We start from the raw sequence: 16,133 nt of genomic DNA, 5'->3' as shown, positions 1-16,133 counted from the left end.
ACGTTGCACCGGTCGTCCACGTCCGCTACAATGGTACGTATGCGGATTGAAGAAAGGACAGATAGCAATGAAACCATCTATATACGGGCTGACATTCGATCAGCTGACGGAAGCGTGCGTCTCTTGGGGATACAGCGCTTTCCACGCGAGACAAATCTGGGACTCGCTCTATATCGACCGAGTCAAGCACATCGAGGACATCTCGGTACGGGCCGAGGTGCGTGAGGCGCTCGCCGCCGAATACGTCATCTCGACGCAAGACCTGTTCGTCAAACAAGAAGCGGGCGACGGGACGGTCAAATTTTTACTTAAACTGCACGACGGACACTACATCGAGACCGTGCTCATGCGTCACAAATACGGACGTTCGGTCTGTGTGACGACGCAGGTCGGCTGCAACATCGGCTGTAGCTTCTGTGCGAGCGGTCTCTTGAAGAAGACACGTGATTTGACGGCCGGCGAAGTCGTCGAACAGATCATGACCGTGCAACATTACTTGGACGAAGTCGGCGAAGGTGCCCGGGTCAGCCATATCGTCGTCATGGGAATCGGCGAACCGTTCGATAACTTTGACAATTTGGTCGACTTCCTGCGCGTCGTCAAAGACGAGCGCGGTCTCGCAATCGCCCCGCGTAAAATCAACGTCTCGACGAGCGGACTCGCCGACAAAATCTACAAGTTCGCGGACCTCGATTTGCGCATCAACTTGGCGCTGTCGCTCCATGCGCCGAACGATGCGCTTCGGACGCAAATCATGAAAATCAACCGGGCGTTCCCGCTCGACAAGCTCATGCCGGCCATCCGGTATTACGTCGAGAAGACGAACAAACGCATCACATTCGAATATATTCTATTGTCGAAAGTGAACGATTTGCCGGAGCACGCCGAAGAATTGGCGGCGCTCATCGACGACATCAAGGACAAGTCGTACGTCAACTTGATCCCGTATAACCCGGTCAACGAGCATATCCAGTATGAGCGCAGTACGTCCGAGGACATCATGGCGTTTTACGACGTCTTGAAGAAGCGGGGCATCAACACGGGTGTCCGCCTCGAACACGGGACTGACATCGATGCGGCATGCGGCCAGTTGCGCAGTAAACATATGAACGTCGAAGGCGCGAAATAATTGGACTCCTTGAATCGAATGATTCAAGGAGTTTTTTTCGTAGAGCCGCTCCGGCGAAGGAAAAACGGATATCGCCCCTAACTCTGCGAAACGATTTTGATAAATAGTGAATAGACCTCGCCCGCTCAGGGAATAGTCAGTTGAAATCAATGTAGAGAGTGGAGGCAATTCAATGGAGACAGTAAACGCTGCGTTATGGATTCGAGTCAGAAACACGCTTGGGGAAGGGCCGTGTTGGGATGCTGAACTGAAACGGTTTTATTGGGTCGATATCGAAGGACATACGCTTTGGTGGTACGACGAAAAAGAAGATGAGCTGTCGTCGTTCGATATGGGACAACAAATCGGATTTGCGGTCCCGAAAGTGACGGACGGTGTCGTCGTCGGCTTAAAAGACGGCATTTATGAGTGGGACGAGACATCGAAAGAGCTCGATAAAATCGTCGAACTCGACGACCCGGAAAGGAACCTTCGCTTTAACGACGGAAAGGCCGATCCTTATGGACGTATCTTTGCCGGGACGCTCCATCTCAACGATGAAGAGAACGAGGCGACACTCTATCGCTTGAACCGTGACGGCACGACCGAGGTCATGTTGAGCGAGTTGACATTATCGAACGGATTGACATGGTCTCCGGACCACGCGACGTTCTATCACATCGATACACCGACCGAGACGGTCCGTAAATACCCGTTCGACTTAAAAACGGGAACGCTCGGGAATGGGGAAGTGGTCATCGATTTCAAAGACGAGGAAGGATTCCCGGACGGTATGACATCTGACGAGGAAGGGTTCTTATGGATCGCCCACTTTGCCGGCGGCCGCGTCTCGCGCTGGGATCCGGGAACTGGTGAAAAAGTGCTCGAAGTGCTCGTGCCTGCCCCGAACGTCACGTCGTGCTGTTTCGTCGGCGACGACTTGAAACAACTCGCCATCACTACGGCGCGTGAAGGGATGGATGACGAGGCGCTCAAAGCCCATCCGGACGCAGGGTCGGTCTTCAAAATCGATACAGACGTGAAAGGGATGCCGCTCTATCGGTTTGGACGATAAGGAGGTACGAAGATGGTAAAGCGATTGCTCGTTCGTGCAGGCATCGGTTTGGCACTCGCGGCAGTGGCCCGGATCGGCATCCAAAAATTAATGGATGCGAACCGGGAGGATGACCACACGTATTTGAATCCACGTTGGGATGAGACGCCGAGTGTCGATGCGGACAAGGACATGGGCGAGGTCGGTCTAACGCAGCTCGACTCGATTTACCGGGCCGAATGGCAGGCGAACGCGTACCCCCGCTCCGAGGCGGAACGTAAGGCGTTAGAGGAATAGGGGAAGTGAGCACGTCCGGAAACGGGCGTGTTTTTTTCTTGACAAGACAAAGGCGAGACGTCATTATCTAAAAAGTAATGATTACGATTTAGGAGTGGGGAAACATGAAACGAATTCCAATCACGGTGCTGTCGGGTTATCTAGGGAGCGGCAAGACGACGTTGATGAATCATCTGTTGAACAATCGGTCCGGCAAGAAGTATGCGGTCATCGTCAACGACATGAGCGAGTTGAACATCGACGAGCGATTGATTGAGCAGAACGGTTTCTCGCGGACGGACGAAAAATTGGTCGAGCTATCGAACGGCTGCATCTGTTGCACGCTCCGCGAGGATTTGCTCGAGGCGGTAGCAGAGCTTGCGAACGACCGGGAACTCGACGGCATCATCATCGAGTCGTCCGGCATCTCAGAACCGATTCCTGTCGCCCAAACGTTTACATATGCCGATGAAGCCCTCGGTATCGATTTGACGAGCCGGGTCTATATCGATGCGATGGTGACCGTCGTCGATGCATATCGGTTTTTGAAAGACTTCAACTCGGGCGAGTCGCTCCATGAGCGCAAGCAGGCGATTGACGCGACGGACGTCCGCGAAGTCGTCGACTTGCTCGTCGACCAAATCGAGTTTGCGGACATCATCGTCTTGAACAAGGTGGACCGCGTGACCAAGACGGAACTTGACGAGATGGCCGGGCTGTTAAAGGCGCTCAACCCGACCGCGAAGCTATTGACGTCGGTCCACGCGACCGTGGAATTGACCGAGCTGCTCGACGTCAATCTGTTCGATTTCGAACAGGCGATGCACGCCGCCGGCTGGATTCAAGAGCTTGAGGCGGAAGAACATACACCGGAGACAGAAGAGTACGGTATCAGCTCGTTCGTCTATCGTCGGCGTCGACCATTCCACCCGGAGCGGCTCCATGCCTGGATCGAGGCGTTCCCGGAACAAGTCGTTCGTGCCAAAGGTTTCTTATGGATCGCCTCCCGAAACGACATCGCTTGCCTATTCTCGCAAGCGGGGTACGCATCGACGCTCGAACATGCCGGACGCTGGCTCGCGACGTTGCCGGAGGAGGAACGCCATCTCATGTTCGCGGCAGAACCTGAGCTCGCCGCCGACTTCGTCGAGCCGTACGGGGACCGTCAGACGGAGCTCGTCTTGATCGGGCAGCAGATGGAGCGTTCGGTCATCGAGGCCGGACTCGACGCGTGTCTATTGACGGATGAGGAGATGGCGCTCGATTGGACGACATTGCAGGACACGCTTCCGGGGAACGGTATCGTGACTTTCACATAAACCGTTTACAAATTCGGAGCGGTCGTCTATACTTCTCGTTGCATAGATAACCGCATACATTGGACTACACTAGGGGTGCTTCGGCTGAGATGTGAGCATGGCTCCAATCCCTTATGACTCGATCCGGGTAATACCGGCGTGAGGAAGTGTGGCACTTTTTCTAATGGATTTTTACATTGAACGAGTGGCCGCATTCTCATGGATGCGGCTTTTTTGTGTACATACAATAAGGGGGAATAGAACATGAACAACCAATGTGGTACGAGTCCGATTGTCGGATTCCGCTTTACGCTGAGCCCAATGACATCTGATTTTGTGAGTGTCATCAAAGGGGCATTGAAAGAGACGAACTTGCAAAACGTTTGGCGGCATACCGATGACGTCTCGACGGTCATCCGGGGACGCAGTCAGCATGTGTTCGACGTGGCCAAAGCCGTCTTGTCACATGCAACGAAGACCGGGGAACATGTGTCGATGAGCGGGACGTTCTCGGTCGGGTGCCCAGGCGACACGGCAGGAGACAATCTGCTCGACGTGACGACTGATCCTGTGAACGGTCCTGTATCGACCCAGTACGTCTCTTCTCAGTTCGCCCTCTATCCGCTCGGGGACGCGAAGTATATGGACATCATCTACGAAGAAATTGCGTTTGCGAAAGAGCGTGGCGTCTTCAATGACTCGATGCATTACGCCTCGGGCATTCACGGCGACATCGAACCGGTGTTTTCATTTTACGAGGCGACGTTCGACCGGTTCCGTGCGAAGACGAGCCACGTCGTCATGACGGTGACGTTCAGCGTGAACAGCCCGTCACACGAGGGACGTAACGATGCTTAAGTCGTGGAAGTTAAAAGAAATCGTCTTGTTGGCCATTTTATCGGTCGTGTTCGCTGTCGTCTATTTGGCGTTCGTACATGTCGGGAATCTATGGGCTGGCTTGATTGGACCGATCGCGTACGAATGGATTTTTGGGATTTGGTTCATCGTCTCGATTATTGCGGCTTATATCATCCGCCGACCTGGCGCCGCATTCTTGTCCGAAGTGCTTGCGGCGACGATTGAGATGATGATTGGTAACGCGATTGGACCTCGTATTATTTTAGTCGGGATCATTCAAGGACTTGGTGCTGAAGCGGCGTTTGCGGTCACGAGCTACAAGCGATATGACCTTTGGGTGCTCATGCTGGCCGGATTTGGTGCAGCTGCGACTAGTTTTGCGTATACGTACGTCATGGGTGGACTTGCTGCCCTCAGTCCGACATACGTGGCGACGATGTTCGCGTTACGAGCGACGAGCGGGATGATCATTGCCGGTCTGGGAGGTAAGATTTTAAGCGACTTGTTGCTTCGGACGGGTGCGCTCGAAGGGTATGCCATCGCGCGTCAGGGACGTGTGCATGGTTGAGGCAGAACAGCTGTCATTCCGCTATCCGGAAAAACAGAGCAAAGTATTGACGGACATCACGCTTCAATTAACGGCTGGGAGGACTCTCATTACAGGGGCGAGCGGGTCGGGGAAATCGACATTGTTCTCTTTGTTGAATCGTCTGTATCCAGAGAACTGCGATGGAATCGTGACGGGCAAACTATATTTGTTTGACCGCTCTTATGATACTTATGCAGCTGGTGAGGTGAATCGTCGTGTCGGAACGGTGTTTCAAGATCCTGACAGTCAGTTCGTCATGCAGACGGTCGAGGAGGAATTGATTTTCACACTCGAAAATTTTGCCGTGGCGAGGGACGAGATGATGACGCGTGTGGCCACGATTTTAGCGGAATTGCAGTTGACCGATTATCGTGACCGAGTCATTCATGACCTTTCAGGTGGAGAAAAGCAACAAATCGCTGTCGCCTGCGCCTTGATCGGGAAGCCAGAATGGCTACTGCTCGATGAGCCGCTCGCGCACCTTGATCCCGAAACATCAACCCGTTTCGTTCAGTGGCTCGACAACGTCGCACAGACGGTAAACGTTGTCATCATCGAACATCGACCCTTCCTATGGGGCGGGTTCTTCGACAGAGAAGTGGAACTCGTGAACGGACGCATCAACTATGACGGACCGTTCGTTGCCCGCCCGGATTATACGTTCTCTCCGGTTGAGGTGACAAAAGGAAATGTTTTTTTATTTCACGTACCGCAATTAAACAAAAAAACATTCAATTTAGCATCGAGCAAGCTGACCGTCGCCGAGGGTGATCTCATTGCCGTACTCGGTCGAAACGGCAGTGGCAAATCGACTTGGCTCAAGAGCCTTGCCCGCGAACATCAAGAAGTCGGACTCGTCCCACAATCTCCGGCTCATCTGTTTATCACGAGTGATGTGTCACGTGAGCTCGCATATGGCCATAATCGTCCGATTGGGGACATCATGAACCGGCTCGGGCTTGGACCGTTTCGTAACGACCACCCACTCTCGCTTAGTCACGGGCAAAAACGAAGGCTCGCCATCGGCGTGATGATGCTCTCGAATAAACGGCTCATCGCGTTCGATGAACCGACTGCTGGACAAGATGAGGTATCGCTTCGTGCGCTTTATGAATTGATGGTTGAACGAATCCGGGCCGGCCAGACGGTTCTGTTTGTGACACACGACCTTAGTTTCGCCCGAATCGCGAACACCTATTACTTGATGCATGAAGGTTACTTGAGTGGGCCATATGATGCATCGCTCTGGAATGAGACAGAGCTACTACAAGCTCACGGTTTATTGCTGGAGGAATCGTGATGACGTTTCAAGAGATGAACCCGACGATCAAATTTATGACCGTCACGTTGCTCATGTTCGGTCTCGCCTTTATGTACAATCCATGGACGCCGCTTGCGGTATTCATCGGGACGCTTATACTTCAAATTCTTTTTTCTAACGTGAACTGGAAGCGGTGGGGGCTATTCATGGTTCCGTTTTTATTCACCGCGCTCGGGACATTGTGGACGACGCTCGTCTTTGGAAAAGAGACGAGCGGGGAGGTCATGTTCACGCTGTTCGGCAACGACGTCACCGTCGAGAATGTGATACTAGCAGCGACGCTCTCCTTACGTGTATTAGCATTCACCGCGTTGTCGCTCCTGTTCACACTGACGACGGATCCCAAACGGTTCGTCTACAGCTTGATGCAACAAGGGAAGTTGTCACCTAAAATCGCTTACAGTGTCTTCGTCGGCTTTCGTTTCTTTCCGATTTTGAAGCATGAACTGATGCAACTGTATGAAACGCATGCTTTGCGAGGCGTTCGTTTAGAGACGCGACTCGATCACATTCGGCACGTTCCGAATTTAATCATCCCGCTTCTGGCCGGATCAATCCGACAAGCGGAACGCATCGCGTTCTCGATGGAGGCACGCGGGTTCACGGGCGAACCACGAGCGACGTATGAAGTCGTCGCCATCACTCGGAACGACTTTTTGTTGGCGTCGCTCTTGATTGTATTGTTCGGAGTGAGCGTATGGATTGGCATATAAACGAAACAAGACGACTCACTCGGAGTCGTCTTGTTTCGTTTCTTTCACGATTCTAAACTTCGGTTTGACCGATTCGTTATTGAACGCCTCGAGCACAGTGTTCTCGTTGGCCATACGAATCTGTTGCGGCTCGCCTTTGGACGTCGTACCGATACAGAACATATGAGCCTCGTGGTCGGCGAACAGCGTCTTATACGGAGTCGCATGGTGCATCAAGCGCCCTGGAGAGCCCCAGCCGACGATTGCCATCCCGCCGGTCGCCTCGACCTCGTCGAGCGTTTCCTCCACGTAATGAAAGTTGACCTCGTCAAGCTGTGACTCGACGTAAGGCAGATTGTCATTGATGGCGAGTGTCGGGACGAGACTGATGACGCGCATCTCACGAATCGGTTGTGCGAGATGGTTCCGCATGAGCATATACGCCCGCTGTGTGGTCGTGCCAGACAAGAAGGCATCGCTCATCCGGGGTGAGTAGATGATGACGGCACAGATGACGCCGTCGACGACATCTGTGAATTCGTACGTTCGCATATATCGTTTCGTCTTGTCCTCATTGAAGACCGACTTGACGCGAATCGTCACTTCCTCGATATGGGTGTTCATAATGTTTCCTCACTTTTGCTCAAATAGTGCCAGGTCAGACCCAGCCGGCGAACCATTCCAAATAGCGGATTGTATAGCGGGCGACTTGTTGCGTCGCCGACGCCTTGTCATCTGGTAAATAAGACACGTCAGTTTGATATGACTCATAAAACGACATCACATCGTTGACATACTGCTCACTTCGGTTGTACTCGAAGATGGCGTTCCGAATCGAATCCGTCGAGTCTGCCGTCGTCCCACCGTGCTCGCTTAAATAATAAGCGGCTGCATGGGCCGAATCGACGAGACTGTGCGGGTCGGCCTGACCGTCGTTGTTGCCGTCCCGTCCGAGACCGCCATACTGTTCGATGAGGGCGAGGTCTGTCAAATCGACTTCATCCTCGGGGACATCTCCTTTTTGGTCGTCGGTGTCGTACTGCCAACCAAGCCACGTCCGCGGCATGAATTGGAACGGACCGATCGCCCCGACCGATGAACGCATCGATGAGCTATGGGAGAAAATCGTCTCGACGCGATGGACCGCGGCGAGGAGTCGCCAATCGACGTCATAGGTCGCCGCCGCATCCTCATAAACGTCACGATGGACGGCGGGGATGCCATGATCCCCGTAATAGGCCCGGTAAAGGGCGTTGTTCACTTTATCATGTTGACCAAACCAGCCGATTGCGCCGAGGCACAGCACGATCACAAGCAAGAGACCGGTCAGTCGCAAAATCAATCGTTTCAAGATTCCGCCTCCTAGCTTTCTAGACAATACCCGAATAGTGTAGCATATAGCTAACAGGAAGGACAGGAGTGGATATCCATGCTCGAACAGGCCGTCTTTACCATCATTCTCGTGTATTTATTGATTGTCCAATTGTTCAACGCGCGGTTGATGAAACCGATGATTGAAACGCTCGGACGAAGCCGCGTGTACGATCAGACCATCAAATCGGCATGGGGGCTCTGCCTGCTATTGCTCGCCCTCGTCTTTTTGTTCCAGGTCCCGCCTGAAGCGGTCGGGCTCGGCTTCGCCCCGGCCGAGGGGAATTTGCGCGCCTGGCAGTTCTTCTTTTTGACGAGCGTCCTCATCTCCGCATTGATCGCGTTCTATCTGCTCGTGAAAACGTCCCCGGGTTTGCGGCGCCGGTTACGGCCATATTATGAGCTCGAGATTGAACGGTTGCTGTTGCCTCAGACGATTCAGGAGGCGAGAGCGTGGGGCGCCGTGTCTTGGACGGCTGGAGTGACCGAAGAGTTCATCTTCCGTGGCGTGCTGCTCTACACGGTCACATTGTGGATGGACGTCTCGCCCCCGATGCTCGCCTTGATCGGCGGAGCGTTATTCGGGTTGGCCCACGCTTATCAAGGTGTCCGAGGCATCCTCGTGACCGGTCTCGTCGGGTGGGGACTCGGTTATTTATATGTGGCGATGGGTATCCTCTGGCCGGTGATGGTCGTTCATGCCTTGCTCGATCTTATTGCTGGACCGATTCACGTCGTCGATTCAGAAACTGACTGACGGCCGCCTCATACGCGGGCTGGTCTTTCAAAATACAGTTCGTATGTTCCGCGCCGTGGATGAGGGCGATCTCATTTTTGCGGTTGAGCGCATTCATCTCGACGGACATCCAGGTCGGGACGAAATCGTCCTCTGTCCCATGGATGAACAAGACCGGCACATCGATTGCCGCGAGCGCTCGTTTCGGTCGGACTTGGTGCATCCGGAATCCGGCTCGCGTCCAAAGGAAGTAATTGATTCCCGGCAACAACAAATCACCAGGCAGTCGGTGTAAGACGTTCAACTGATGGCGCATGAGTTGTCTCATGTCATCGAACGGGCACTCGGCAATCAAAAAATCGACATCTGTCAATGGACCGGCCTGTAAAATCGAGGCGGCGCCCATCGACACGCCATGCAGCCCGACCTCGGAGACGGATTCATTAACCCGCAACCAGTCGACCCAATCCACGATGTCATGTTTCTCATGATAGCCGTACGAGGCGTACACGCCCTCGGATTCGCCGTGGGACCGCAAATCGACGGCGAGCAGATTGTAGCCGAGGCGATGGAACATCGCCAAATGCGGGGCCATGAAGCTGTGGGACGCCGTATAGCCGTGCACGAAGACGATCCACTTCGATGAGCCTTCGTTTCGGTAGACACGCCCATAGAGGCGATATCCGTCTTGCGAGCGGAGCGAGACGTGCTCAAACGGCACGTCGTGATAAAAGGATTGATCTTCCTTCGTGTAGGGGGCCAACAGCATCTCGGGCGTCTTGCGTTTCCCTCGTGTCATGCGTTTGAACGCATAGTAGCTGATGGCATAATAGCCAGTGAATAATGTTGCGAGTCCAACCTTCCATCTCTTCTGCATATGAACCGCTCCTTTCTTCATTATTGTACCCGAAAACGTGACGATAGTTCACGCGCAGTGTCGGTTTGACGGCGGGTTCATGCCGTTAAGCAAGGGACTTACCGATGATTGTCCCGTTCGTTTGAGCAGTATCGTCTTGCTATGATGGAACCAGACAATCATCAAGGTGAAGCGGGAGGAGACGAAGCGATGGGGCGAGAGGTGATGGATCAGTTGCTGCAAGCGTGCTTGACGGGGCAGGTGGATTACAAGACCGCCGAAGGGGTGACCTTCTATCGTGCCCCGGTCAACGGGCATCGTCAGCATGCGATGGTACTCGATGTGCTGATTGACCGCTATGTGCTTGAGCCGGCACGACCGATTGAACTGTCCGTGTCGGACGTGGCGCAAGCGATTGGGTCATCGGCGGACGAGGTCTTCCAATCAGTCCTAGCGCTCGCCCGCATCACTCTCGTCTCACAACATATCGAGGAAAGACTAATCCGGGTCGATTCGGCCGGAATCGACGAGCATGGGAAAATGACACTCATCATCGGTTTCAACGCCTGGTTGACGCATCATTTAGGAAAACTCGTAAGTGCATCGATTGAGGAGCCACTTCATGCGCACGTCATATGACAAACGATAAGGAAGGCCGCGTCAAACGCGGCCTTCCTTATTTTGATGCCGGGGCGAAAGTTGGAGCAGTCCATCTTGTAGCAAGAGGACCCGGTCGCAGACGTCGAGCATCCGTTCGTCATGGGTGATAACGATGACCCGTCGCGCATTCATCCGTGCCTCAGTGACGAGCAACTCCATGACCCGTCGGCCGTTCTCATAATCGAGGCTCGCCGTCGGCTCATCGGCCAAAATCAATCGGGGGCGATTCACCAAGGCCCGGGCGACCGCGACACGTTGCCGCTCCCCTCCAGACAATTGGTTTGGCAACTGGTCGAGACGATGCCCCAAACCGAGCGCGTCGAGCAGCCGAGTCGGATCTTGTTTCGATTCGCTGTCGACCTGAACGAGCTCGAGTTGTTCCCGAACCGTCAAATACGGGACGAGGTGGGCCTGTTGGAACACGAAGCCGATTTCATTCAAGCGAAGCAAGCGCCGTTCTTCTTCACTCGCAGCGAGCAAGTCATGCCCTTCGAGTTCAATTTTTCCCGATGCCGGCCGTTTTAACAGTCCGAGAATTTGGAGCAGCGTGCTTTTGCCGCTACCACTTGGCCCGATGATACCGATACATTCGCCGGATTCGACCTGTAAATCGATGTCTCGCAACACAGGTTGTCCGTCATAGGCGTGGCTGATGTTCATCAGTTTCATTGTAATGTCCCTCCTAAAGCATCTGCTGCGTCAAGGTTACGCAATTTCCAAAGCGGTAACAACGTCCCGATGAGTGAGAGCCCGAACATGATGACACTGTAGAGCAGTACATGTGCCGCATCGAAACGGAATGGGATATCAGTTGGGACGAACGAGGCGACGAGGGCCGTCAAGGCGGCTGCCGACAGGCTCGCAACGAGCACCGTCGTCATGACTTGCGTGAGGAGTGCCGTGCCGATCACACGAGGGCGAATCCCAATCGCTTTCAAAATCCCGAGTTCTGGCAGTTTCTGGAGCGTCAACATATAAAAGAATGCGGTCAAAATGAAGGCGCCGATGAACAGCAAGAAGCCGCGCATCATCGTGAACGTGCCTTGTTCGGCCGTATAGCCCGGTACGGCCTCGACGACGTCTTGTTTGGAGAGCGTTGCGAGCGACGTCTCAGCTTCCCCGAGCCAGGCCGAGACGTATTCGGGTTGTCCGCTGTCTGCCTGGAACGCCTCCCACGTCTCCATCGATGCCCACACGACGGGTCCATGACTGTAACGTCCGTCCGTCGTCCCCGCGATGGTGAATGGGTAGCCGGTCGTGAATTCTTGAATCGTGTCCCCGAGTTTAAGGTCACCGAGAAAGCTCGGGTCGACGAGGACTTCACCGACAGCGAGGTCGAGGGCGGGTCCAATGTCAGAATCCCGCGGTAAGGCGAATAGTGTGGCGTCTTGTTTAACGGTACCATCGACGAGCGTCAACGGTTTGACCCCGAGCGGTGTAAGTGTTTCTGGCGTCGGCAACTCGATGAACGAGCGGGTCAATTGCCCGTCCGCATCCTCGGCCAACTGGAACGTCTCAATGTCGAGTTCACGCAGACTGGCCCCGTTGTCGTAGGCGAGCCCGTCCGCGAGCCCGGTGATCAACGTCGATAATAAGATGATGAGTAGGGTAATGACAAAAATCAATGAAAATTTTCGTTTTTGCCGCCACATCTCTTTAAATGCTAACTTCATACAAAAAAGCCTCCTTCATAGCGATGAAGAAAGCATAACTGACGGATATGAACAGAATATGAACAGGACTAAAACCGGACATAAAAGGTGCTCCCTGTCCCGAGACGGGATTCGACCGTCATCTCACCGCCATGCAGTCGGACGATGTCTTGGGCGATCGCAAGTCCGAGACCCGTACCCCGGCCGGTCCGAGAGACATCTCCTTTATAGAACCGTTCGAACAGCCGGGCTTGCGTCGCCTCGTCCATTCCGACGCCGACATCTTGAATCGAGACGGTCGGACGGTCGGACGCATACGCTTTAATGGCGATCAGCCCCCCGTCATGAGAGGCGTGAATCGCGTTCGTCAACAAGTTGGTCCAAACTTGGGCCAATAAGAGCGGGTCGCCGGTCACGACGAGCGATGTGTCAAGCTCTGTAGCGACGGCGATCCCTTTCTCATCGAGCTGGAACGCGTGGCGACGGATGACGTCCTCGATCGAGGCACTCACATCGACTTGTTCGGAGAGCGACACGTTCGACTCGTCGAGCCGGGCGAGCAGGAGCAACTGTTTTGTCAAATCCGAAAGGCGATCCGTCTCGTCACGAATGATCTCGGCATACATCCAGGCGTCCCCTTCGGTTCGGGCGGCCAGTTCCGAGGCGTAGCCTTTGATTGAGGTGAGCGGTGTTTGGAACTCGTGCGAGACGCTCGAGACGAAGCGGCGCCGTTCCCCTTCGGATTTCTCCAGTGAGTCGACCATATCAGAAAAACGACGCGCGAGGGTACCAATCTCATCGTTGCGCTCGGTCGGGAGATCGAGCGGACGGGCCCCGGATGCGACGGAGCGGGTCGCATCCGTCAATGTGCGCACCGGTCGGACGATCAGACTTGCCGATAGGGCGATCAAGACGAAAGCGAGCCCGGTCAGGAGTGCAAAGAACAAGCCGACGAACAAGTGCAATTCTCGGATTTGGGCGCCAAGGTCGGGGCGGATGAAGACGGCATCTTCCCCGTCAAGGCTGAAGCCATACGTGTTGACGACTTCATTGTCGAACAAACCGAGCCAAAACAAGTGGAACGGATAAGCGCGCATCCCGTCGTAGCGTTCGCCGGACCGGACCGAGGCAATGATGTCGGCGTCAAGCGACTCGTCCCGGAATGAACCTCCATAACGGTCGATCTCGCCGTCGGGCCGCACGACGATAAGTTGGTAGCCCGTCTGAGCGAGCAGGCGATAAAAGGCCGACGTCTCTCCGTCCGTATGCGTCTCGAAGTAGTCGAGGGCGGCTTGAGCCGTCTGTTCGGTCTTTTCGCTGTATGACGGTTGCCACCAGACGTAATAGGCGACATTGCTGACGAGAAGGGCGATGGCGCCGGACAAGAGCAAAATCATGAACACGGTCAGGACGATCCGGGTATAGAGCGTCTTCATGGCGAGACCTCGAGCGTATAGCCGACGCCCCGAACCGTTCGAATCGTGATCGTGTCGTCATGCAAGCGGCCTCGGAGCCGTTTGATGTGCACATCGATGGTCCGGTCATCGCCCTCAAAGTCAAGGCCCCATACTTGTTCGATCAGTTCATCCCGGGTGAACACCCGGCCCGGGAACGCCGCCAGCTGATAGAGCAGCTCGAACTCCTTTTTCGGCAGGTGGATCGTCTCACTGTTCAGTTCAAGGCGATAATCGCGCAAGTCGAGCTTGAGCGGTCCGACTGTGACGAGTGTGGCCGCATTTTTGGCGTAACGTTTTGCGACGGCTTGAAGGCGGAACAGCAGCTCTTCCGGGATGAACGGTTTTGTCATATAATCATCGGCCCCGTGTTCGAAGCCGCTTCGTTTTTCTTCCCATTCCCCGAGAGCGGTCAATAAAATGACGGGAATGTCCGTCATTTGCTTCAGACGTGAGCAGAGCGTCCGTCCGTCGAGGCCGGGCAGCAAGATGTCGATGATCGCGGCATCGGCAGGGTTCGCCATAAACAGTCGCTCGGCGTCGGCCCCATCCATGACAGCTGTCACCGTATGTCCGGCTCGCTGTAGCGTGGTCTCAACGAGGTGAAGGATAGCCAAATCGTCCTCTACAATCAGTACGTGCATCGCTCTCTTCCTTTCTATCACGACACCGAAAACAGGTGACCCGTGGCAGGTCACCTGCATGTTATGTCGTTTTGGTCAGTTCTTTATGCAAGGCTCGAAGCGCCCGCAAGAAGGCATCTTTGAAATACTTGTCTTCTTGCGCCTCGAGTGTCTCAAGAGCAGAAGCGTCGCCGGCGCTCGCCTTGACGAGCAGGTTGACGACTGTGCCCCACCGCTTGACGTGCTCGGGCTTCGGATGGTTCATCGCGACAGTCAACGTGAACCAGTACGGTTGGTCACGGCGTTGGAGCGTGGCAATCATCTGTTTGGCCGTCATCGCTTCATCCTCGGTTGGTAACGTGGCGGTGGCGAACCAGCCGAGCAGCGCGGCGCTCATCGCCTCGAGCCGGACTTTGGCGTCCGAGTCGATCGGTTCGCGCCCGAACTCGGAAATGTTGACAAAGACGAGTCGGTCTTTCCGGTCGAGGTGGGTGATCCATCCTTTGACCGATTTGAGTTTTTCTTTATCTTTCGACTGGGCTTTCACCGTGTAGCCGTTCAGTTTACCGATGTAAATCCGGAACTGACCGCGATCGAGCTGTTTATCGACCTTGAACTCGATATCTTGGCCCACAGTGAACGGTTGATCCTTTTTGCTGAGCGTCTCGCCTTTCTTCAGCTCAGGCCGGCGCACGATATAGCGGAGTGCCTCCTGCTCGGTCCGATCGTCAAGCGTCCAAAGGTTGTTCGGTGTGACGTTTTTGAAACGGTGTCGTCGGACATAGATGTATTGGTCGAGCGCCTCGACGGCGTCGCCGACGGAATTTTTTCCACTCAAATAGTCGTCTGCGATATCCCGGAGCGTGATCGACTCGAGCCGGTCGATGTGCCCGGCGTACGGGACGTTCCCGACGACGAACAAGGCCGTGGCGATCAATTCACTCTCGCGAGGGGTCAAAGGGCGTTTGGCCATACTGCACTTCCTCTCTTCATGTCATCTCATTCAGTATACCAAAAACAGATTTCGTCATGTTGTATGAATCGACCAGATGGAAAATTTTACAGGCATACAGGATTTCGCGGTTTCGTTCCGAATATTTGTTAAGATAGAGCTATGTGGAAGTTGAGATGAGGTGATGAGATGAAGCTATCGATTGATCCGGGGGACTATGTCGTCTTGATCGAAATCAATAAAGAGGTCTTGAAATGTACGTCCCTCGACCAAGCCGAGTATGCCGATCGGGACCGCTATGAATTGGTCGGCCGCATGAGTGAGCGGCTTCCGGCCGAGGTGATCGTGCCTTCCATCATCGATTATATCCGGTTCGGGAGCGGCTATATCGGCGACAATATCGTCTGGGACAAGGAGACGGAATCGTTCTTCTGTCAACAGTTCGAGACGATCGACGGCTCACCGCTTGGCGAGGACTTGGACGGATTCACACCTGACCCGTATCGGACGGAGCTGGCGCGCTATTACACGTATTTGACGATCGGAAAAATCATTGAATACGAGATGCACGACCCTGACCAGCGGGATTATTGGTAAGCGTCGCAAATATGTCACAATCTATTTTTTGAAAAA

At 54.3% G+C, this 16,133-nt stretch carries 19 protein-coding genes and 1 riboswitch; of the genes, 11 read left to right on the top strand and 8 right to left on the bottom strand.

Annotated elements, in window-relative coordinates; genetic code table 11:
- Positions 1 to 67: 67 nt before the first annotated feature.
- From rlmN to DPV68_RS08045, 8 genes are all read left to right on the top strand, one after another.
- Complete coding sequence (gene rlmN / locus DPV68_RS08080) at positions 68 to 1,129, top strand: dual-specificity RNA methyltransferase RlmN (protein WP_114166250.1); 1,062 nt, start codon at positions 68 to 70, stop codon at positions 1,127 to 1,129.
- Positions 1,130 to 1,301: 172 nt separating this feature from the next.
- On the top strand, positions 1,302 to 2,183 hold the full coding sequence (locus DPV68_RS08075) for an SMP-30/gluconolactonase/LRE family protein (protein WP_114166249.1): 882 nt from the start codon (positions 1,302 to 1,304) through the stop codon (positions 2,181 to 2,183).
- Positions 2,184 to 2,195: 12 nt separating this feature from the next.
- Positions 2,196 to 2,459 carry a hypothetical protein gene (locus DPV68_RS08070; RefSeq protein WP_114166248.1) on the top strand — a complete coding sequence of 88 codons (264 nt, stop codon included), beginning with the start codon at positions 2,196 to 2,198 and terminating at the stop codon, positions 2,457 to 2,459.
- A gap of 104 nt (positions 2,460 to 2,563) precedes the next feature.
- The gene (locus tag DPV68_RS08065) at positions 2,564 to 3,757 is read left to right on the top strand and encodes a GTP-binding protein (protein WP_114166247.1); all 1,194 of its coding nucleotides are present in this window, start codon (positions 2,564 to 2,566) and stop codon (positions 3,755 to 3,757) included.
- Between the two features lie 61 nt (positions 3,758 to 3,818).
- Positions 3,819 to 3,919, top strand: a riboswitch (TPP riboswitch).
- A gap of 81 nt (positions 3,920 to 4,000) precedes the next feature.
- Entirely contained in the window at positions 4,001 to 4,594 is a 594-nt protein-coding gene (locus tag DPV68_RS08060; protein ID WP_114166246.1) for a YkoF family thiamine/hydroxymethylpyrimidine-binding protein, read from the top strand.
- On the top strand, positions 4,587 to 5,162 hold the full coding sequence (locus tag DPV68_RS08055) for an ECF transporter S component (RefSeq protein WP_114166245.1): 576 nt from the start codon (positions 4,587 to 4,589) through the stop codon (positions 5,160 to 5,162). Before DPV68_RS08060 ends, DPV68_RS08055 begins: the two co-directional genes overlap by 8 nt.
- Complete coding sequence (locus tag DPV68_RS08050) at positions 5,155 to 6,483, top strand: ABC transporter ATP-binding protein (protein ID WP_198662276.1); 1,329 nt, start codon at positions 5,155 to 5,157, stop codon at positions 6,481 to 6,483. The genes DPV68_RS08055 and DPV68_RS08050 overlap by 8 nt, the downstream gene beginning before the upstream one ends.
- Positions 6,483 to 7,217, top strand: a complete 735-nt coding sequence (locus DPV68_RS08045) for an energy-coupling factor transporter transmembrane component T family protein (RefSeq protein ID WP_114166243.1) — start codon at positions 6,483 to 6,485, stop codon at positions 7,215 to 7,217. The genes DPV68_RS08050 and DPV68_RS08045 overlap by 1 nt, the downstream gene beginning before the upstream one ends.
- Before the next feature lie 15 nt (positions 7,218 to 7,232).
- Here the strand turns inward: DPV68_RS08045 and DPV68_RS08040 are convergent, their stop codons facing one another.
- Positions 7,233 to 7,820, bottom strand: a complete 588-nt coding sequence (locus DPV68_RS08040; protein WP_114166242.1) for a hypothetical protein — start codon at positions 7,818 to 7,820, stop codon at positions 7,233 to 7,235.
- A 34-nt stretch (positions 7,821 to 7,854) separates the two neighbouring features.
- The gene (locus DPV68_RS08035; RefSeq protein ID WP_021067523.1) at positions 7,855 to 8,547 is read right to left on the bottom strand and encodes a lytic transglycosylase domain-containing protein; all 693 of its coding nucleotides are present in this window, start codon (positions 8,545 to 8,547) and stop codon (positions 7,855 to 7,857) included.
- A 78-nt stretch (positions 8,548 to 8,625) separates the two neighbouring features.
- Here DPV68_RS08035 and DPV68_RS08030 point away from each other — a divergent pair, with 78 nt between their 5' ends.
- Positions 8,626 to 9,324: a CPBP family intramembrane glutamic endopeptidase gene (locus DPV68_RS08030; protein ID WP_114166241.1), complete on the top strand. Its 699-nt coding sequence runs from the start codon at positions 8,626 to 8,628 to the stop codon at positions 9,322 to 9,324.
- On the opposite strand, the gene DPV68_RS08025 is transcribed toward DPV68_RS08030, so the two are convergent.
- A complete protein-coding gene (locus DPV68_RS08025) occupies positions 9,281 to 10,180 on the bottom strand; it encodes an alpha/beta hydrolase (RefSeq protein ID WP_021067521.1) in 900 nt (299 codons plus the stop codon). The genes DPV68_RS08030 and DPV68_RS08025 overlap by 44 nt on opposite strands.
- A gap of 189 nt (positions 10,181 to 10,369) precedes the next feature.
- Here DPV68_RS08025 and DPV68_RS08020 point away from each other — a divergent pair, with 189 nt between their 5' ends.
- A complete protein-coding gene (locus DPV68_RS08020; RefSeq protein ID WP_114166240.1) occupies positions 10,370 to 10,798 on the top strand; it encodes a hypothetical protein in 429 nt (142 codons plus the stop codon).
- 21 nt (positions 10,799 to 10,819) lie between these two features.
- Here the strand turns inward: DPV68_RS08020 and DPV68_RS08015 are convergent, their stop codons facing one another.
- From DPV68_RS08015 to DPV68_RS07995, 5 genes are all read right to left on the bottom strand, one after another.
- Positions 10,820 to 11,488 (bottom strand): ABC transporter ATP-binding protein, encoded by a 669-nt coding sequence (locus DPV68_RS08015; protein ID WP_114166239.1) that lies wholly within the window; start codon positions 11,486 to 11,488, stop codon positions 10,820 to 10,822.
- Positions 11,485 to 12,492, bottom strand: coding sequence for an ABC transporter permease (locus DPV68_RS08010; RefSeq protein ID WP_114166238.1), 1,008 nt, complete (start codon positions 12,490 to 12,492; stop codon positions 11,485 to 11,487). The genes DPV68_RS08015 and DPV68_RS08010 overlap by 4 nt, the downstream gene beginning before the upstream one ends.
- A 68-nt stretch (positions 12,493 to 12,560) precedes the next feature.
- Entirely contained in the window at positions 12,561 to 13,907 is a 1,347-nt protein-coding gene (locus DPV68_RS08005; RefSeq protein WP_114166237.1) for a sensor histidine kinase, read from the bottom strand.
- Positions 13,904 to 14,569 carry a response regulator transcription factor gene (locus tag DPV68_RS08000; protein ID WP_114166236.1) on the bottom strand — a complete coding sequence of 222 codons (666 nt, stop codon included), beginning with the start codon at positions 14,567 to 14,569 and terminating at the stop codon, positions 13,904 to 13,906. The genes DPV68_RS08005 and DPV68_RS08000 overlap by 4 nt, the downstream gene beginning before the upstream one ends.
- Positions 14,570 to 14,630: 61 nt before the next feature.
- Entirely contained in the window at positions 14,631 to 15,521 is an 891-nt protein-coding gene (locus DPV68_RS07995) for a hypothetical protein (protein WP_114166235.1), read from the bottom strand.
- 168 nt (positions 15,522 to 15,689) lie between these two features.
- On the opposite strand from DPV68_RS07995, the gene DPV68_RS07990 reads away from it, so the two are divergent.
- Positions 15,690 to 16,097 carry a hypothetical protein gene (locus DPV68_RS07990; RefSeq protein WP_114166234.1) on the top strand — a complete coding sequence of 136 codons (408 nt, stop codon included), beginning with the start codon at positions 15,690 to 15,692 and terminating at the stop codon, positions 16,095 to 16,097.
- The last annotated feature ends 36 nt before the right edge of the window (positions 16,098 to 16,133 follow it).

The sequence above is a fragment of the Exiguobacterium sp. TNDT2 genome (assembly GCF_003331145.1).
Classification (GTDB): Bacteria; Bacillota; Bacilli; order Exiguobacteriales; family Exiguobacteriaceae; genus Exiguobacterium.
The sequence above is the reverse complement of the archived record's forward strand: the minus strand, read 5'-3'. Positions and strand labels throughout refer to the sequence as shown.